Annotated in this window: 16 protein-coding genes and 1 pseudogene; 8 read left to right on the top strand and 9 right to left on the bottom strand. The window is 39.2% G+C overall.

Annotation, left to right across the window (positions count from 1 at the left end; translation table 11 throughout):
* Positions 1 to 48: 48 nt before the first annotated feature.
* From H8744_RS09900 to H8744_RS09890, 3 genes are all read right to left on the bottom strand, one after another.
* Positions 49 to 1,029: a GntR family transcriptional regulator gene (locus H8744_RS09900; protein WP_262434677.1), complete on the bottom strand. Its 981-nt coding sequence runs from the start codon at positions 1,027 to 1,029 to the stop codon at positions 49 to 51.
* A 146-nt stretch (positions 1,030 to 1,175) separates the two neighbouring features.
* On the bottom strand, positions 1,176 to 2,093 hold the full coding sequence (locus H8744_RS09895) for a YihY/virulence factor BrkB family protein (RefSeq protein ID WP_262434676.1): 918 nt from the start codon (positions 2,091 to 2,093) through the stop codon (positions 1,176 to 1,178).
* A gap of 3 nt (positions 2,094 to 2,096) precedes the next feature.
* Entirely contained in the window at positions 2,097 to 3,554 is a 1,458-nt protein-coding gene (locus H8744_RS09890) for an alpha-amylase (RefSeq protein ID WP_262434675.1), read from the bottom strand.
* An 88-nt stretch (positions 3,555 to 3,642) separates the two neighbouring features.
* Between H8744_RS09890 and H8744_RS09885 the strand changes: the two genes are divergently transcribed.
* The 5 genes from H8744_RS09885 to H8744_RS09865 all read left to right on the top strand — a co-directional run bounded on the left by H8744_RS09885 (position 3,643) and on the right by H8744_RS09865 (position 8,645).
* Positions 3,643 to 5,319, top strand: coding sequence for a glycoside hydrolase family 13 protein (locus H8744_RS09885; RefSeq protein ID WP_262434674.1), 1,677 nt, complete (start codon positions 3,643 to 3,645; stop codon positions 5,317 to 5,319).
* A gap of 957 nt (positions 5,320 to 6,276) precedes the next feature.
* The gene (locus tag H8744_RS09880; protein WP_262434673.1) at positions 6,277 to 6,525 is read left to right on the top strand and encodes a hypothetical protein; all 249 of its coding nucleotides are present in this window, start codon (positions 6,277 to 6,279) and stop codon (positions 6,523 to 6,525) included.
* Between the two features lie 4 nt (positions 6,526 to 6,529).
* Positions 6,530 to 6,847, top strand: a complete 318-nt coding sequence (locus H8744_RS09875; RefSeq protein ID WP_262434672.1) for a hypothetical protein — start codon at positions 6,530 to 6,532, stop codon at positions 6,845 to 6,847.
* 196 nt (positions 6,848 to 7,043) lie between these two features.
* On the top strand, positions 7,044 to 7,763 hold the full coding sequence (locus H8744_RS09870; RefSeq protein ID WP_262434671.1) for a hypothetical protein: 720 nt from the start codon (positions 7,044 to 7,046) through the stop codon (positions 7,761 to 7,763).
* A 12-nt stretch (positions 7,764 to 7,775) separates the two neighbouring features.
* Positions 7,776 to 8,645, top strand: a complete 870-nt coding sequence (locus tag H8744_RS09865; RefSeq protein ID WP_262434670.1) for a thiol-activated cytolysin family protein — start codon at positions 7,776 to 7,778, stop codon at positions 8,643 to 8,645.
* A gap of 261 nt (positions 8,646 to 8,906) precedes the next feature.
* Here H8744_RS09865 and H8744_RS09860 read toward each other — a convergent pair whose 3' ends face one another.
* The 4 genes from H8744_RS09860 to H8744_RS09845 all read right to left on the bottom strand — a co-directional run bounded on the left by H8744_RS09860 (position 8,907) and on the right by H8744_RS09845 (position 16,590).
* Complete coding sequence (locus tag H8744_RS09860; protein ID WP_262434669.1) at positions 8,907 to 9,785, bottom strand: pirin family protein; 879 nt, start codon at positions 9,783 to 9,785, stop codon at positions 8,907 to 8,909.
* Between the two features lie 205 nt (positions 9,786 to 9,990).
* Complete coding sequence (locus H8744_RS09855; protein ID WP_262434668.1) at positions 9,991 to 12,765, bottom strand: caspase family protein; 2,775 nt, start codon at positions 12,763 to 12,765, stop codon at positions 9,991 to 9,993.
* A 7-nt stretch (positions 12,766 to 12,772) separates the two neighbouring features.
* Positions 12,773 to 14,878, bottom strand: a complete 2,106-nt coding sequence (locus H8744_RS09850; RefSeq protein WP_262434667.1) for a WD40 repeat domain-containing protein — start codon at positions 14,876 to 14,878, stop codon at positions 12,773 to 12,775.
* A gap of 278 nt (positions 14,879 to 15,156) precedes the next feature.
* Complete coding sequence (locus tag H8744_RS09845; protein WP_262434666.1) at positions 15,157 to 16,590, bottom strand: CCA tRNA nucleotidyltransferase; 1,434 nt, start codon at positions 16,588 to 16,590, stop codon at positions 15,157 to 15,159.
* Positions 16,591 to 16,794: 204 nt separating this feature from the next.
* Here H8744_RS09845 and H8744_RS09840 point away from each other — a divergent pair, with 204 nt between their 5' ends.
* Positions 16,795 to 17,631: a hypothetical protein gene (locus H8744_RS09840; RefSeq protein ID WP_262434665.1), complete on the top strand. Its 837-nt coding sequence runs from the start codon at positions 16,795 to 16,797 to the stop codon at positions 17,629 to 17,631.
* 70 nt (positions 17,632 to 17,701) lie between these two features.
* Entirely contained in the window at positions 17,702 to 18,223 is a 522-nt protein-coding gene (locus H8744_RS09835) for a TlpA family protein disulfide reductase (RefSeq protein ID WP_262434664.1), read from the top strand.
* Here the strand turns inward: H8744_RS09835 and rpiA are convergent, their stop codons facing one another.
* A complete protein-coding gene (gene rpiA / locus H8744_RS09830; RefSeq protein ID WP_262434663.1) occupies positions 18,224 to 18,925 on the bottom strand; it encodes a ribose 5-phosphate isomerase A in 702 nt (233 codons plus the stop codon).
* 119 nt (positions 18,926 to 19,044) lie between these two features.
* Between rpiA and H8744_RS09825 the strand changes: the two are divergent.
* Positions 19,045 to 19,143, top strand: a pseudogene (locus H8744_RS09825) (class I SAM-dependent methyltransferase); the annotation flags it as partial.
* Positions 19,144 to 19,378: 235 nt separating this feature from the next.
* Here H8744_RS09825 and H8744_RS09820 read toward each other — a convergent pair.
* The gene (locus H8744_RS09820) at positions 19,379 to 20,341 is read right to left on the bottom strand and encodes a DUF3843 family protein (protein WP_262434662.1); all 963 of its coding nucleotides are present in this window, start codon (positions 20,339 to 20,341) and stop codon (positions 19,379 to 19,381) included.
* Between the last annotated feature and the right edge of the window lie 25 nt (positions 20,342 to 20,366).

Here is a 20,366-nt window from a genome sequence, read left to right as displayed (position 1 = left end):
CATTTCCCATCTATGCTGAACTATGCTGACATCCATTTAAAAAAAATCTTATAAAGATCCCCTTAAACGCACTTCCGTAGGCAGATAGGTCTGAATCTTCCGCCCCGAAACAATAAAGTCGGCAACGAATGCTCCCATCTTCTCCCAGTCGATACTCAGCGTAGTGATTCCCTTGTCAATCACTTCGTAGGCAGGTGTTTCATTATAGGCTATCAGACCGAAATCCATCCCACACTCCAAACCTGCCGCACGTCCTTTCTTGACAACATTTACCACATCGACCTGCCGGATGGCTATATAAACACTTCCTTTTTGTATTTCTACCTCCTCCATCTCTTCCTTCACTTCGGCTGCCAGTCGATGGTCGGCACAAAATTTCAGAAAATACTCACAAGTACTCTTCGGATGCTTCGTTCCTTTAGGAAAAAGCAGCACCATCGCTTCGTAATGGCTTAACCGACCGGAAAGTTGTGCCAATGCATTATAAAATGCTTCATCAAAATCCTGACAGATGTAAGGATAATCTTTTTTATCAAACTTTCCGAAGTCGAGCAGTAAAAGCCGGGAAGAGTCTATTTTATACAAATCGGGAGAGAATTTTTCATTATCGAAGTTCATCACCACATATTTGTTATAACGTCCCAAAGATTCGCGAAGGATGGCATTAAACAAGTGTTCATTGTACTGATGAAACCAAAGGTCGACTTTGTAGCGGGAAGATAGTCCGTGAACCAGACTATTGTAGAACGTGTCTTTAAAAGGGGAATATTCGTCAAGCATCAACAGTATGCTTTTCTGACGATTCACCACATAATACCCTTTACCCGGTGTGGAATCAATGATTCCTCTTTCTTTCAAGTCGATAAAAGCCTTAAAAACGGTATCCCGTGACACCTTATAATCTTGGCTCAACTGATTGATGGAAGGCAAAGCATTGCCGGCTTTGTACTTGCCAGCCGATATGTCCTGACTGATGATATCAGCCAGTTGCTTCACTTTCGTAGTTTGTTGTCCAAAAATTGCTTTCATATAGTATGAATTAAAAAGGCTTTAAGGACAGATCGACAACTGTGCTGAACTATCCTGCTGCAAAGGAAGGTAATTTATTTAAATTCAGCAAGAATAAATAGTGTGTTATACAACATAAATATGAACCTATACTTGAAAAGAGATGGTTAATCCTCATGTATCTCAATTATGCGGGTCGCCACGGCATACTCATCGGGAAATATTTTGCCGCCCATTTCATTTGCCCAAGCCTTTGTAAACTCAGCACCTGTATAAATAATGATAGCCGAAAAATAAATCCATGTGACGAATACCACCATGAATGCGGCAGCTCCATATACCGTTCCTACATTTGCAATCCCAATATAAAGTGAAATCCCCCATTGACCAGCCAATAGCAACACAGTAGTTACAATCGCCCCAACTATCACATCTTTACTTTTTATTTTTGCATCGGGCAGTATTTTAAAGATCAGTGTAAAGATGAGTACCGTAACTCCGATATTTATAATCATCCCTATTACCTTTACAAATGATTCCGCCACATCCGGATTATTGACCATAAACCTGTTACTCAATTCCACTATGATATTGGTTATGCTGAAAGTTATCAAAAGAATGAAAGCAAAAACAAGAATAATAGAAAAAGACAACAAGCGGTTCTTAATATATTTGAGCCAACTCCTTTTAGGAATGGCTTTTATTCCCCAAATAGTATTCAAGGCACTTTGTATTTCGGCAAAAACAGTAGTTGCACCGAATATGGAAACACCCAAACTCACCACAGCGGCAAATGAAGAAATATTTGTTTTTTCAGCATTTTCGGTAATTGATTGAAGGGCTTCAATCACTTTTGCTCCTACAATGGGGTCCAACTGAGCATAAAATTGATTGGCCAAATCAAATTCAAGGTACACACCGAAAGTTATCAAAAGAGAAAGAAAAGGAATGATCGAAAATAAAGTCGCATAAGCCAGCGAAGCACTCAGCCTTGTCACGTTATCATCAATAAATCCCTGAATCGTTTCTTTCCCTATCTTAATTAGCGACGAAACTAAATTCTTTCTCTTCGATAACATTTTCATTCTTCAGATTTTTATATCACTCTTTTTTACCCATACAGCCACTTTCCCCCCTGATACGGGGAACTGTCCGTTACCTTCAGTATCAATAGTGATCTGTTCTTTCCGGTTTCTGGTAACTTCATACCACACTTCACCCGCATGTTCCCGACCGACATTCATTATTTTGTCTCCATCATCACCATTTGAGATGAGAAGAGCCAAGCCCGAATCCGCATGTTCCGCATCACCTTTACGTATAAATCCAACCGTATTGGGATGGTCGAAATAATCGATTTGCTCACCATGCGCATATTTACGACGCACGTCCAATAAAATATCTATCACTTTACGATGAGGGGACTTTTTTCCTTTCACTCCGTAATAATCACCATAAAAGATACAAGGATACCCTTTGTCCATCAATAAAATAAGTGCATAAGCCGACGGTTTGAACCAGTCCTTTATTTGAGATTCCAATGAGCTGTTCTTTTGAGAATCATGATTGTCTACAAATGTAACGGCCAACTCAGGATGCCTCTCCACCAGTGTGTTCGTCAACAAGTTTTGCAAATCATACTCCCTTCCCACCTGCGAAGCCTGATACAAATTATAATGCAGGCAGACATCAAACAGATCCACTTCATATTGCACGTTGGCCAAGTATTCATCCAATGAACCGATATCGTTTTTCCAATATTCTCCCACCGCATAAAACTCATCTCCGCGGTCGGCACGTACAGCTTCAAGGAAATGCTTAATAAACTGGTCATTCATATGCTTGATAGCATCTAAACGCATACCATCAAGATTTAATTCGTTAGAAACCCATATACCCCATTTCTTCATTTCCTCGATGACTTCGGGATGATCAAAATCTATATCGGCAAACATCAGATAGTCGTAATTGCCATTCTCATCATCAACTCCTTGACTCCAAGCCTTTCCCTCACCGACAATCTGGTAAATACCTTTTTTCTTATCGGCTTCATTAAGATCCGTACCGGAGAAGTGATACCAATGCCACTTGAAAGGAGAATACTTGTCGCCCCTTCCCGGAAAATCAAAGCCCGTCCAACACTCAATCTCATAAGGCTCACTCACTGCCTCGTCCCGATTATCCGGATTTACCAACCGAGCCATACATTTCTCCGTATGATCGGCAGCAGCTTTGTGATTCATCACAGCGTCCAGATAGACACTAATCCCGTTCGCATGCAATTCGTCCACCATTTCTTTCAATTCCTCCTTAGTACCGTACTTTGTCCGCACCGTGCCTTTCTGGTCGAACTCACCCAGATCGTATAAATCATAGGTTCCATAACCTTCGTCTGCTTGTTTCGTAGCTTTATATGCGGGGGGTATCCACACGGCTGTCACGCCTATTTCATGTAAATGGTGTGCATCTTCTTTAAGTTGGTTCCACAATTGTCCGTCATTAGGCAGATTCCATTCAAAATACTGCATCATTACTCCATTTTCCATAAATTTTATCATTTTGTTACATGTTATTCTAAACATCTCGTATCCATAAGATGTTTGTATAAAGATTTTAATCAATCTTAATAACCATATGGAACAGAAAAGAGAATGGTGGAAAGGGGCGGTCATTTATCAAATTTACCCCAGAAGTTTTAAAGACAGTAACGGTGACGGTATCGGTGACCTACCGGGATTGACCTCTAAACTAGACTATGTACAAAGCCTAGGGGTGGATGCCATCTGGTTGAATCCCATTTTTGCATCTCCGAACGATGATAACGGGTATGATATCAGTGACTACCGGGACATTATGAATGAATTCGGCACTATGGAAGATTTCGACCGGCTACTACGAAATATCCATAAGCGCGGAATGAAGTTGATATTGGATCTGGTAGTCAACCACACCAGCGATGAACATCCTTGGTTCATTGCAGCACGTTCCTCACGCGAAAACCCTTATTATGAGTTCTATCATTGGTGGCCGGCAGAAAAAGGCACTCCACCGGTACGGAAAAGTTATTTCGATGAAGACGGAACCGCATGGAAGTACAATGAAGCGACAGATTCATATTACCTCCACTATTTCTCACGTAAGCAACCGGACATCAACTGGGAAAACCCACAAGTACGCACAGAAGTATTTGACATGATGAAGTTTTGGTTTGAAAAAGGAATCGATGGCTTCCGGATGGATTCCATACCTTTGATTTCAAAAGACATATCTTTCCCGGAGATAAATCTGGCAAAATACCCGGACGTTTTCTCTTACTATGCACATGGTCCCCATCTACACGATTATCTTCATGAAATGAACCGGGAAGTATTGTCCAAATACGATGCCATGTCCGTTGGTGAAGGTTCTGAAATAAAGCCGGAAGAGGCATCCCTGTTTGTTTCACCCAATAGGCAGGAATTGGATATGCTCTACGGATTCGGCCCCTCTGCCATTCGTAACGAGACAAAACCTGACGGAAAAGACACAGGAATCGAATATAGTTTGATTGCTTTGAAGAGAATGTTTTCCGATTGGAATAAAGGAGCCGGTGACGGGTGGCCCGCCATCTATTTGGGCAACCATGACCAGGCACGCTTGTTAAGTCGTTTCGGAAAAGACACCGGGGAATACCGGGAAGTGTCTTCAAAAATGTTAGCCACTTTCTTATTGACTATGCGCGGTACTGCTTACTGGTTCGCGGGAGATGAAATCGGAATGGATAATATCAAATTCGAGAATATTTCTGATTATAAAGACGTAGATACAATCACGAATTACAAACGTATCCTGAACGAGGGTGGAGATACGGATGCTTACCTTGAGAAGCAAAAACTAATAGCCCGTGACAATGCTAGGACTCCCTTCCAATGGGACGATTCCCCGAATGCAGGATTCACAACCGGCACTCCATGGATAAAGGTCAATCCTAATTACAAGACCGTGAACGTAACCGCGGAAGAACAAAATCCGGATTCCATATTGAACTACTTCAAAAAAGTTATCAAGTTCAGGAAAGAAAACGAAGCATTTGTTTACGGTGATTATCTACTGTTAGATGCACAAAATCCTCGTATCTATGCCTATCAACGCACATGGAAAGGAGAGCGGTTTATCGTCACACTCAACTTTTCTCCCCATATGGCAAAAATGGACTTCATTGCGGACATGAAAAATTGCAAGGCTATCTTTTGCAATTATAACGATGAATCGAAGCGTGTGAAAAACGGCACACTCCTATTGCGCCCATTTGAAGCCGTGATATGGAAATGATTTAGAAAAAAAGTAAACCGTTTAGAAGCAAATATTCAATTGAAATGTAATTAAGATAGCAATATGTTTCATTTCCAATCTCTTTCCTTACATTCATTCTTTTCAAAAAGGACAAGATAGCGTTGCTTCAAGCGGTTTAAAGAGTAAAAACATATAAAACAAGGCTGTTTTTCGGATGAAATACCCTTAGCCAATGGCTGATATATTAATACTTATCGGCTAAAGTATTAATATCTATCGGCTAAAGTATCTATATCCTGCATCTCAAGTATTAATAATCATCGTCTCAAATATTCAAAAGAACCAAAAAAGAGCTGAAATATCCGAGAAAAGTCCTCTCACTGGGTTATTGCTTTTCTATTTCGCTTATCCAGTCGATTCTTTTTGTTCTGACAGAATAAATAGAATAATACCACTACGCCTATCGGTTGGAAAGAATAATCAGGTTTAGCCATTTGTTCTGCAAATTATCCGGGCATTATCCTGTCAAAACAAAAAAGGCAGATGGCTGTACAATCCATTTTTTCGGGCAACCATGTATCTTTGATCGGAATATTGCTTAGAACAGTGCTTACGAGAAGCAAAATGTCAGATTAACATTTTGATAAATCATCCGGTTATTATCTGCTACTTTAATAAAAAGGTAAACAGACATCGCCAGGCTCAATGCTAAATTCATACCCCAAATTCTGGATAATATCTTTTATTTTTCTATATTTGCAGCAGATACCTGATAAAAAGGTATCTATATTTAACATAAGTTCAGTTTAACATCCTTGGAAGCGGCTAAAGTCTAAGATGTACTATTAAACTGAGCGTGGTCTTGTGTATTGTTTCACGACAATATGCGTGCCCGTTCAGCGCTGTAGTACATGGGTTGTTAGCCGCACCTCAAGGATGCATCTGGATTGGGCACGTTTTTTTGTGTCCTGTATTAATCTCAAAAGTACCAAGAGCATGTGGAACAACATTTATTTAACAAGAAAACTCCATATAGTTGGCATCACCGTCATACTATTGAATACCATGTTACTTTCCATTATCGCATTCATGTGGACGCATATTGAATCGCAGGATGAAATGATTTCCACCCTCAACTTGAAAATTTCAGCAATGGAACAATCAAGAATGAATGAAAAAGATGCAGTTCGTGCTATGTGCTGGAAAGAACTCTTCGAAAGAATCGATAACGCCCAAAAAGAATAAAATCATGAAAAAGCGAATCTTTAACGATCAGTATCCATGCCCTTGCAGAGCAAAAATAGATATAGAAAAATCTAAAAATATATATGCCTTTTTAGAAGATCTATATGGAGATATAGAAACATATGATTGGAGTAAATATGATCTTACAGACTTGGAATGTGCGTATTGCTTAGTGCAAGCTGCTTTCAAAAGAGTCAAATCTAACAATCAAAAATATGATACGGATAAAATAACCAAATTAACGAACACCCGACATGTTCTCACAGAAGTATACCTAAATAGGATTCTCGACCATATTCATCGATTTCTAGAAAATCCGTAATAGTAACAATACAGTCCTCAAAAGAACTAAAGTTATTAATCTAAAAAGAAAGATTTATTAATGAAATCTATAAATCTTCCATGAACAATCTGTCGGATTGAAACGTTCATGTTCAGACTATCGCTTATCCTATTGAAAAACATAAGAATTTAGGATCACAATAGTCCAATAAAACTTCATTTAAAACTTTACCATCATGGAGAAAAGAAAACTTCTATCCTTCTTTTTATCTGCACTGAAAAAGATCCGCGATTACGAACCGTTCACGTTTTCCAACAACCGTCACAGAAAGAACAAACAAATCCAAACTCAGAGCCTAAATCCAAGCCAATCTCTATTTGCAGTCTTATTCGTAATTTCTGTAACCTTCGTTACAACGTCCTGTTCCGACAATGACCATCCGGGAACTGATCGTCCTATGGAAGATTCCACATACTATTTTTCAAAATCAATGAATATCATCGAATTACAAAGCAAACTACCCAATGAGGAGATAAAGAATCTACCTCCGGAGGATGCCGAAAAATATTTTGGTGAACGCTTTCAACTTTCACAAGCTGAGAAATTGATATTTTGGAATGATTCGCTGCTGATTGTCAAACCCGGCAACTTATCCAGCAAATACAAACTTTCGTGGAAGAAAGATGATTTATATCTTTATAATGATATCACCAACACCTGGGAATATTGCGGTAAAAGGAACGGAGAATCCGCATTCATACTTAATACAGGATTATATTGGATCAAAGGCAATAATATGAATGGCACTTTGTCCATCTTAGGACAAAGTTATTCCTTATTATCTTATGAGGAATTACTTGAATATTTAGGCGGAAACAGCCTGAATGCCAACAAACAAATTGTATGGCTAAAAATGCAATATGTATTTGACCAAAAACCGGAAGTTAAACTGTAAAACATACAGATCATGAAAAGAACAATTATATATATCACTTTACAACTCGTACTCTATTTTTGTTTAAATGCCCAAAACGAACAACAAAGTTCTACCCGTTTCGCAGTCAAAGCTCCTCAGGAAATTTTTATCGGGGGACTGATCAAGGCAAATGGAATAAACAAAGCCGAACATCAATTTTTAAAGGTTCAAATGAATCCCATAGCCCTCAGTTACACGATTCCTTTGAAATCGGAAACAATCATTCCATCGTACGAGAACATGATCAACGCAATCCAAAAAAGGTTAGAAGAAAACAATGTATTAAAGCCTAACTATCAGTTTTCATTTACGATAAAGCAACTGGATTCATACAGCCAATTGGCGTTGTCATTTGGAGAGAAGATAGATTTATCCACCCTTTTGGGAATATCGTCTCCTAATTTAACAAAGAAAACAGCTGCCATGCTGGACATCAGTCAAAGCTATTTTTCCATACATATGGATAATCCGGAAAACTTGAGTGACGATCCATCCGTTCAGGAGCAAAAGAACGAACTCGTTTATGTCAATTCTATTGAGTTCGGAAAAAGAGCGATTCTGATCCTAGAATCAGACTATGATTATCAAGACATCAAAGCAGCCTTGAATGAAGTAATAACCAATACTTCCACGCAAAAGGGAAATGAGATCTCCCAAAAGAGCAAGTCCATTATGGCTAATTCAATTGTCAGAACACTGATTTTAGACCCTCTTGCTAAGGAAAACATAACACCGGATAACCCATTAGCATATCTAATAGATTATATAAATTCAGAAGTAAGTCCAAAGAATTTTGGAGTTCCCATCTTTTTCACTGCTGCATGGCTAAAAGACAATTCCGTATTTGAAAATAAGTTTTGAATCTGCAATTCTCAAAGTCCGCTACATCCGGTTGGAAATAACCTATTATTAACTACAGAGCCATTTTGTCATATGTATTTTATTGAGGAATTGCATTCAAATAAAGGCACGAAAACAGAAAGGACAATTCCTCTTTTATCGGAATTGTCCTTTCTCAGAAATTGCATTCTATTAAAATCGGCTAAACACGTTCTGTTTCATAATGGGAGTATGTCAGAATATAACCATTATCCCGGCATTTAGGGTAAAAGTACAAAAACATTAATCTTTCAAATATCCGAACTTTCCTTGATTGAAATCATCGAATGCCTGTATAATCTCACGCTTGGTATTCATCACAAAAGGGCCGTGCGCAACAATCGGTTCATTCAGCGGCTCACCGCTCATCACGAGTACAACAGATTCTTCGGTCGCCTCAATTTCAAACGTATCACCCTGATTCTTGAAAAGCACAAAATGATCGACAGGTGCTTTTTCTGTCTTATTAATAACGATGGCACCTTTCACTACCAATAATGCGGTATTATAATTCGCTGGGAAAGAAAATTCCGCTTTTCCGCCTTGACTCAAACGAGCATTCATCAGATTCACCGGACTAAATGTTTTGGCAGGTCCCCGTTTCCCTTCATAATCTCCTGCAATCACTTCCACGAACCCGTAATCCTTAGGTAGTTTCACCCTTACCATTTCCGAATTAGGAATAGCCTGATAACGCGGATGGCTCATCTTGAACTTTGCAGGCAAGTTAATCCAAAGTTGTACCATCTGGAATAAGCCACCTTGTTCGCTCCACTCCCTTTCATGGAATTCTTTATGAAGCACCCCACGAGCAGCAGTCATCCATTGTACATCTCCTTCCCCTATGATACCGCCTCCGCCATTGCTATCATGATGCTCCACTTTGCCTTTATAAGCAATAGTTACCGTTTCAAATCCACGGTGCGGATGTACTCCCACTCCCAAAGGTTTACGAACAGGCGCAAACTCATACTCCGAATTATAATCCAGCAAAATAAATGGATCCATACGCTCCCTTTCCAAATGGGAACGGCTGGGTATGAAATTGTGTACCCTGAAACCATCTCCTACCCAGTGTACTTCACCGGGTGTCATCACCAGTTCAACATCTTTTTGTGCCATAACAATAGTCCTTTCTTATTAAGAATACTCCCAAGGGGATAGATGTTTAACACTTAGATGAACCCTTTTGTTCCCACAATATAATTCCAAGGCCCAACAATCTATCAAAAGTATTCCTTATAAACACAAAAAATAAACTTGCCAGACGGAAATTATTATTTGTTTTCCGTCCGGCAAGTTTACCTCAATCAAGAATAATAACACCTTAAGGAACAGGAGTGGCGGCAGGGGTTTCTAATCTTAAACTTTCCCAACCCACCCATGTCGGAGAAACCATACACTGCGGTTCCTGCATCTTACCGATCATGGCAGTTGCCTTTTTCACAGCGGCACTGGTTCTTTCAAACAAATCTTTCATGGAAAGATCACCTTTCGCATCCTTAATTGTCTTGATCAGATAATAAGTGTAATATCCCTGCTTCTTATCGTGATAGACACTGGAAGTCTGATCACCACTACTTGAGGAAAAACTAAGCGTATTTCCCTGAGGCAATCCGACTTTCGGAACCACACGTACACCTTTTTGCGCAAGTAAGGGAGCAGCACTTTTGTATCCCCCGCTAAAGCAAGCATCCAGAAAAACATAAGCTCCTTTTACGGGATAAGTAGCCAACTCTTTATATAACTCTGACAATGAGATTCCCAAACGAATATTTTTCCCGGTAATATCAACAGGTAACAGATAGGGTTCTTTCGTGGCCTCGTCATTGTTGCCATGACCGGAATAATAGAATATCAGTTCCGCTTCCGGATCGGTACTTGCCATATTTACCAACCAGTCAAGTTGCTCGTGCATCATGCCGGCGGTTGCATTCGGGACGACCTTTATCTGATTGTCCGGCACACCGAAAGTACGTACGCAATATTCACGGAATACCATGGCATCATTCACTGCATACGGCACATTAATTTCAGCATTCGCTCCCGTCATACTATAATCTTCATTACCTATTATCAGGGCATACCGATGACGATTCACCGCTCCTACCGGAATGTCTTCCATCAATTCACTCTTAAATGTCAAAGAAAAGTCTTTAGTCACCGCTTTCCGTTGTGCAACGATATTTCCACTCAGATTCATGGTACTGGCAGCAGTCAGGTATTCACCGACTTTCACTTTATAAGCTTCATTCAAATATGCGGTGCGGGTAGATTCGGATATGCCTAACATCACAGCCACGGAGTCTTCATCAAAGCGTTTGTTTACAAGAAAACCATAATCGAGCGTAGCTACATCTCCCGGAGCAATGCTATCTATAGTCATTTCAGGGCTATCCGTAGTATACACATTCTTAGGCAAAGTAAAATTCACTTTTACATTTCGTGCTGTTTTTGTTCCGAAATTCTGTATAGCAATAGTCAGTTTTCCATTTTTTCCCAATGTTATCGATGAGCCTTCGGAGGCAAAGAACTGATGATCGGCTATACGTAGACGTGGCATTGCATATTCCTGCGCATTCACAATCAGTTCCGACGGATCGGCATCAAAACCATTGGCTTCAAAAGCATAAATGTTGATCTTTGTGAGAGTGGTAGGCATCTCTTTCTTAACGATGTATCGGAAAGTGTATTCCTTGGATGTCCCGGCAGGAATGTTACCGCCATCCAATTCACGTGGACCTTCAAAGTATTGGTCGTATCCTTGTTGCTCGGACAAACGAAGACGAATGTTGTACGCATCTCCTTTTCCTTTATTCTCTACCGTAAACTGCACAGCAAAACTTTCACCGGCATCAATCACCTTATTATTATTGCCATCAATGAAACTATCAACGCGTATCACCAACATAGCCGGTTCTACTGGCACAGGGACAGTTGATTGTTCCTGTACAACGTTTTCCGTTTTTTTCAATTCTTCGTTATAAGCCATCAAACGGCTGGGGAACGAAGTATAGGAAGCACCATCGTCAATAATCTTATTCAAAACCTCCGCTTCGGCCTTCATATCCATATACTGATATACTCCCGCCAACCCCTGCATATAGGGTTTGGAGGCAGGTTCTTTCTCCAGAATTTTCAAGAATAAATCTTTCGCATCCAACAAGTAACCCGATGCACGTTGGCGGATTAATGCATATTCGGTATCGTTAGCCACTGTAATGCCATTATTCACAATTTCAGTAGCACAATTAAAATTGGCACGAGCCAATCCCGTCATCACGCCAAAGTCATTAGGGTGTAAAGTATAGAGTCTTTTAAAGATCTCCAATGATTCTACATTTTTACCTTGAAGTTGGAGAATCTGTGCCTTGATAGGCAATACTTTATCATTGTTTGGATCGACTTCGAGAATCTTGTCCACAGCCCCCAACAGTTTCTCCGTATCTTTGGTTGAAATATAAACATTGACCAAATTATACAGAAAATCAAGGGATACCGGGTATTTCTCATGTGCCTTTAACAAGATACGTTCCTGATCGGCATACTTCTTTTGCGACTGATATATCATGTTCATATACACATAGCAGTCTTTTTCCTGCGCAGCAGAACCTGTAGCGAGGTATTCCTGAAAATAGCTCAGTGCTTGCTCATTCTTTTGCAAGTTGAAAGCAGAAACGGCAGCGTAATAAACTACAGAAGGATAGCGGCTATCTCGTGGCAGTAATTCGCTACGGAACACTTGCAAATTCGGTAAATCTATGTATGCAGCCGAAAAATCCAATCCTTTAGCAGGTTGTTTTTGTTCCGAATAGTAAACTGCTCCATTCAAAAGGTAGGGATATATTGAACGAAGCCGGTTCTTTGCTCCTTCCAGATACTGACCGTTATCCGGTGCTTCGACTACCTTCACAAAATTGTTATAACTATCCAACAGATAATCATACATGGCAGTAATATTCGTGCCTTTATCACGTTCACTTTCAAAAAGTACATATTGCTGGTTTGCATGCTTGGAGGCAGAAGCGGCATCTTGAGCCGATATCTCGCCTGCCAAGACTCCTACAGTAAAAATGAATGTCAGTAAAAAAAATCGTTTCATTGTCTGTTTATTGTTTGAATGCATCTAAAATTATAAACTCTACGTTTATCTTACGGTATTCTCCTCCTCGTTCTTTGGCTACCTCCACATGATACTCGTATTGATTTTTGGTATTACTCAATGTCGTAACATTTCTATCGATATAATTCTGAACACCTGCCGCACGTAATAAAGCAAGCTGTTCGTTCTGAGTAACACCGGACGATTTGGTTACTGTAATATTATCCAAGTTACCGTCTTTATAATAAGGTTCGTCCGTAAATTCACCGTAACGGCCGTCATAAGCTATCTTTCCACGAATCGGACTGGCATCTGCCGACCCGGTAATGATAACTTTTACTTGTTTACCTTCGTTCAGATACTTAGCAAAATCACCTTCAAAAGCATTTTTGATAATCTTCATCAACGACATGGCAGCATTCGATTTCTCGATGTTATAGCCTCCTGAAGGAAAATCCTCCTTTGCTGAGAATTCTTTGTTTATCACTTCATATTGATAACCGACTTTATAATTCAATATTTTCTTTCCATCAGCATCTACTCCCGGAACTACCTCTGTCTTCACATTGATCTGGGTATTATCAGTAATCAGTTTATCTTGCTTTTTCTCTTCTACCACCTGTTCTTTAATCTCCTTCAACTGAACCTCCTCACGTGTGGCTTGCTGCATGATTTCAAGCGGAACAAAATTATCATCCACTTCCATTGCTGTCAATCTGGTACGCCCGATATTATCATAGATATATACCTTGTTCGTAGTCTCATTCTTTACTTCCACATAGGCAAGCTCGAACTCATCTTTATCATTTAGCACATAGACTGCATTTTCAAACTTCAAATTCTTGGCATCCCCGAAATCATCAACTTCACCTGCAGGTACTTCCAAAGAAATAGAAGGCAATTGTTTGAAATCGATATTCAACATATTGCTGGAAGCGTCATAATTCCCGACGAATGGATTATCAATAGATATACGGTCACCGGCTAATTCCGTTGCTACCTCTTGAGCAAAAATCTGTTGCTGCTTCATACGGGTTTCATCGTTCACACGGATAGCATACTCCTCCATCGACTCCCCTTGCATCATCTTCACCCAATCATTCATCTTGGCATCTACTTCCTTACTCATTATCTTACCAAAGAAAGGATTCAAACCATTGGCATCCCAGAAAATGATCTTATTAGGACGGTTAGATAATAAATAGACCTCACTATTCTGATTATTCTTAAAAAAACGGGTTCCCACCACACCTACTTGAGGCTCGGATAGTTCCTGTTCAACAACACTATTCTTGAGATTTACAATCAGAATATCCTTATTGTCACGGATTACACTCAAATATTTCCCTTCCGGATGGAATGACGGTGAAGAAAGCATCCCCCCCAACTTATCAAATATATCTACCTTATCCCAAGTTTTCGTTTCAATGATTGTGAGTCGTTTGTCATCCGTAGTCACTGCCATCAATGAGGCATCCGGTGAAAAAACAACTTCTTTAACCAAAGCAGGCATCGGAATAGATTTGCGTTGCTCCTTTGTCTGAAAATTCCAGATTACAACGTTTTTACCAACGGCCGAAGCTATAAAATAATTATTCGAACTTATTGCCAATGCTGTTGCCGGAGCGGTACCCTGAATGTAAAATTGAGGTAGATATTCCTTGGTATCGTAAATCACAATTTCCCCTAACGTATTGGATACAATAAAATTACGCGCATCACTTCCATAACACATCGCTACCGGGAATGGCTTTTCTTTCAAATCTTTCCGCTTCTCTTTCAGTTCGAACAACTTTTTATTTCTGTCACGAAATGAATAAATAGCCACTGGCTTTTTCTCACGTAATACAGCAAGGGAACTTCCAGTCGGATTAAATGTTATACGACCAACCTTCCGTAAATCTGCAACAGCAATATCACGCATCGTATACATCATTCCATCGGACAAATAAGCCGTACAGAACGTCGTATTATCAAATGCATCAATTGTCTTTTGTGCCATAAAGGTTCTTTTTTCAACTACTTGCCCCATAGCATGTCCGCAAAAAAGAGCGGCAACAAAGAAGAAACACACCCCTTTATAAGAGCAAAATCCTCGTCTTATCTTATCCATACCTTTAAAATGATTTAGTTTATGTTTAATTATGTTTTGCAAAGTAAGCATTAATTATCGAATGAAGAATTAAATAAAAGACTTTTTTTTCTTCCTTAGAGAAGATTCGTTTCAAATGGAACAGAAAAGAAAAAAGAATAACAAAAACAAGTAGTATAAAAGTATATTTCATCACGGTTTTCCGTTACAACACAGCTTTTTAAATTAAGAATAAAGAGATAGAAAATGCCGGATGTATTTCACTTAAATACAACCGACATTTCTTCCGAACGATGATTTCATTTCACGGGAACAAGTCCCATTTTCTTTGCCCTCGCAAGCATGAAGTCACGGGCAGCTTCATATTCATTGGGGATAACACCGTCTAAAATGGCATCCTTAATAGCACTTTTTAACGAGCCGACCTCTTTACAGGGGGTAAGTCCGAATATTTCCATAATTTCTTCTCCAGTCACAGGAGGCTGAAAATTTCGTATCCGATCCTTTTCTTCCAAATCCCTCAACTTCTGACGAACAAGTGTGAAATTATTGAGAAAGCGCTGTTTACGTTCCATATTCTTTGAAGTAATATCCGCTTCACACAGCGTCATCAGATCATCAATATCATCTCCTGCCTCAAATAGCATGCGCCTTACAGCCGAATCGGTAACAACATCATCCGCTATCACAATAGGACGCATATGAAGACTTACCATTTTTTGAACATATTTCATCTTATCGTTCATAGGAAGTTTCATTTTACGAAATATGGTTGGGATCATTTTTTCACCGATAAAATTATGGTTATGGAAAGTCCATCCTGCTTTCGGTTCCCAACGTTTAGTAGCCGGTTTGGCTATATCATGCAGCAAAGCCGACCAACGAAGCCAAAGGTTATCTGTCTTTTTACTGATGTTATCAAGAACTTCAAGAGTATGGTAAAAATTATCTTTATGTGCCCTGCCATTTCTAGACTCAACCCCTTGTAAAGCGACTAACTCAGGAAAAACAAGCGGCAATAGACCACTCCGATCAAGATCAATAAATCCTCTGGAAGGCACGGGCGACAGAATAATTTTATTCAGTTCATCGGCTATACGTTCCCGTGAAATAATCTTGATTCTGTCACGGTTACGGCAAAGAGACTCAAAAGTATCATCATCAATATAAAATCTGAGTTGCGTAGCAAAACGTATACAACGCATCATACGCAACGGATCGTCACTAAAAGTAATATCAGGATCCAAAGGGGTGCGGATCGTCTTCTCCTTCATATCCTGCATTCCACCGAAAGGATCAACCAGTTCACCAAAACGCTCCTTGTTCAAACAGACAGCTAGTGCATTGATCGTAAAATCACGGCGGTTCTGATCATCTTCCAAAGTACCATCTTCCACAATCGGTTTACGAGAATCCCGTTGATAAGATTCTTTACGGGCACCGACAAACTCCACTTCCGTCCCATGATATTTCAACTGGGCTGTTCCGAAATTCTTAAAGACAGCCACATGCGCTCCTTTACCTAAATGCTTTCCCATCGCTTGCGCCATCTCAATGCCACTGCCTACAACGACCACATCTATATCTTTGGAAGGTCGTTCCAAAAACAAATCACGTACGTATCCTCCTACCACATAGCATTCAAATCCTAATGCATCGGCTGTTTCTGAAATCTGCCCGAATATCTTATCACTAAAGCGTTGTTTCAATTCTTCCTGAGTCAACTCTATCATAATCTCTTAATGTAGTTAAAACTTAATAGTCATGGCCAGAAGTCCAGAAAATTGCCCAGCAACGAAAAAGCCACACTTTCCATTGAATACTTCCGACTGATTTTATAAGTTGAAAAGGTACAAAGGTACAACTTTTCATTCTTCACTTTTCACTCTTCACTCAAATTTTGTATTTTTGTTGCCAATATACTAAATAAGAACAAAATGAATAAACTGATTGCAGGAATATGTACCACTCTGTTAATGGTCTCTTGTGGGAATGATATGGAAAAGAAAGCTGCGGAAAGATTGGAACTTGCCCGGACAGCTTTCGGTCAAGGAGATTATAATGAAGCAAAATTACAGATAGACAGTGTAAAAATCCTCTATCCGAAAGCTTTCGATATACGTAGAGAAGGGCAAAAGCTAATGCAACAGGTAGAACTCGAGGAACAGCAGCAAAGCCTGATTTACCTGGACAGCATGATGCAGGTAAAACAAAAAGAATTGAATGCTATCATCGATAAATACGTATTAGAAAAAGATTCCGAATATCAGCAAATAGGTAACTATTTCTGGCCGACACAAACAGTCGAAAAAAATCTGCACCGTTCCTTCCTGCGCTTTCAGGTCAATGAACAAGGCGTAATGAGTATGACTTCCATCTATTGTGGAAATAATAACATACACCATTTTGCTGTAAAAGTAATAGCACCGGATGGAAGTTTTGCAGAAACACCAGCTTCAAAAGACAGTTATGAAACATCCGATTTAGGAGAGAAAATTGAGAAAGCCGATTATAAGATGGGAGCTGATGGCAATGTAATGGGATTTCTCTATTTGAACCGTGATAAAAACATCAAAGTAGAATATATCGGTGAACGAAAATATTCTACCACAATGACAGCGGCCGATAAACAGGCATTGGCAGGTATTTACGAACTATCACAAATATTATCAGGTATGGAACAAATAAAGAAAGAGCAAGAGGAAGCTAACATGAAAATTCAGTTCGTAACCAAGAAAATAGAACAAAAGAGGCAGGAGGAAGCTACAAAATAACAATTCCTTGAAACAAATTGAGCCAATAATAGGTTCTTACTTTATTGGCTTAAAATAAATATAACATTTCATGGATAAGCTAAAATTTTTTGTCACACTGGCAATCATCCCATTCTTCTTCAGCATGTGTATACAAGATGATGATCCAGATATATTCTCACTGAAAATAGGCGATCCCCTTCCTGAATTTTCTGTGAAAGACAATCACGGAATAACAGTTTCAACAAGTACATTAAAAGATAAAGTCAGCCTGATAGCCTTTGTCAATACCGGTTGTCCCGATTGCAGGGCAGAACTGCCAGAATTGGAAAAAGCTTATCAACAACTTAATAATAACCGGAATATCCAATTTATTGTCATCAGTAGAGCGCAAGGTTATGAAAGCATGACACAATACTGGACAGACAATCATTTCACCCTCCCATATTCTGCACAGGATGATGCTACAATTTTCAATAAATTTGCCTCAAGGAACATACCAAGAATTTATATTGCATCATCCGATGGTATTATTCGCTTTACTTCAGATGACTCCAATTTAATAACAACAGCAATATTAATAGAACAAATAAAAAGAATAGAATTATTATAATCATTCAGCGACTAAAACCTCGACATTATAACCGATAAATAATCCACTTTCAATGACTCCGGTAATCCCCTTGATTTCCTTCTCCAAGGATAAATCGATAGTATCGAACCAAGCATCAAGGATAAAATTACCATTCTCAGTCAAGATAGGACCATCCTTACCTTTTGCCATCCTTAAAATTGTTTTAGAAGCACCTAACGTCATCAACCGATCGTCCACATATTCCAATCCTAGAGGGAATACTTCAACAGGAATAGGAAAATTATTTCCCAGACGGGAAACGTATTTGCTTTTATCAATAACAATAAAAGTGCGCTTACTACAGCTTATCAGTAATTTTTCTTTAAACAAAGCTCCCCCTCTCCCTTTAATTAAATTATGTAGGGGATCTACCTCATCTGCACCATCAAATGTCCAGTCCGGTCTTTTATTCCATAAAGTAGTTTGCGGAATCCCCAATTGGGTGCAAGTCATAGAAATCTCCATAGAAGCTGGAATTATTTCAATTCGCATATGTTCAGATTTGATTCTTTCCGCTATCGCAAAAAGAGTAAGATACACCGTGGAACCTGAACCCGCCCCTATTACTTCATTCTCTTTAACACGTAACGCAAGTTCTTTCGCCACACGCTCTTTACCTTCTTTATTAATAATAATATCGGACCATTGCAAACCTTCAATCAAACTGTTATTCCAATCCATGACATCTTCTTGTTTATAATCATATCTACAAAAATAACGAATAATTTCTAAAAAGGTTAGGCGTTGAAAACAGAATATGCACGAAGCTATCAATATTTGTTCCAATAACAAAAAACGATATGAAAGAAAACAAATACGGTGATGAGAAATTCTTCGACCGATACTGCAAGATGTCACGCTCCATCTATGGTCTGAGAGGTGCAGGAGAATGGATTGAACCGGAACCAGATCGCACTCTTTTCGATGTTATTCCGGGGATGAAAAACGAACTCCACCGTCCCTATGATGCTACTTATGTCGGGAGTGAAATAGATTATTTCACTCTTCTATTCAACTGATTATTTGCCTTCGAAGGCTTTGATTTGCCGATACGTTTACCTGTAGGCTTTGCCTTTCCCGAACTTTTAGGACGGTAATTTCCGCTTTGTACTTTAGTTTTTCCTCCAACCATCATTAATCTCCTTCATAAAATTCTCCTAAAAAATAACGAGCAATAAAATCCCAATTATTCCACAATATATCCTTCCCGTTTTTAAATGGCAAGCGAATATCCGGAAACAATTTATGCTCAACGGCATATTTCACTAAATCAAACGGACAATAACCTTGTTCAGTAAATACTTTATATCCTTCATTCACTGCGTATGTCGAATCGTAAGTCTCATTACGTTTGTCACAGAAAAAACAAGCAACACTGGGTGCCACTAACAAACCTTTAGGATTAGCATAAACTACGATATTTCCTTCTTCTGCACCCAGCTTATCGGGAAGATCAGCAGCTTTCCAATGCAGGTGATTTATAAAGAAGCTTTCCATATCCTCATAACAAGGAAAATACATCAATTGCTGCCCATCAGAAGCTTTCAGGAAAAGTTCAACACTATTCGGTAACTTAATACCAGACTCTATCTCCGGTACCATCGTTTTGTCTTTAATTAATTGCTCAGATAGCATCACCCAATCATTGGATGGTATATCGCAAATAGGGGCTTGCTCAAAATATTCATCAAGAAAAGTATACACTTGTGCTGCCAACTCCAAAGTATTTTCATCGAACGGATCGGCTATTACCAAATGAGAAGTTTTTCTGCAATTGATCGTCCAAAGTATAAACGCAATATCAACCTTATTGATTTCATCCGGAATATAATCTTCAGGGGTTACAAAAAAAGGTAAACGATCACCGTAGCGTTTAGAATACAACTTGCAAAAGTGATGCCATCCCCCGTCTTCGGCTACACAATCTTCCAAATATAAAGTCAATAGCTTGGCAGCAAACTGTTTTTCAGCCCATGTTTTGTCCGTATACAAACCAGAAGAATCAATCATAGAAATAAGCTTGTTAGCAAAATCCAAATACCATGCATCGGTCGATGTTACTTTTGTGCGATGATGGCTTTCAAGCCATGATTGCATATATATCTTTTTATTATTTCCCATA

Origin of the sequence: Jilunia laotingensis, from assembly GCF_014385165.1 — a bacterium.
GTDB classification, from domain to species: Bacteria; Bacteroidota; Bacteroidia; order Bacteroidales; family Bacteroidaceae; genus Bacteroides; species Bacteroides laotingensis.
This window is presented reverse-complemented; position numbering and strand designations above follow the sequence as displayed.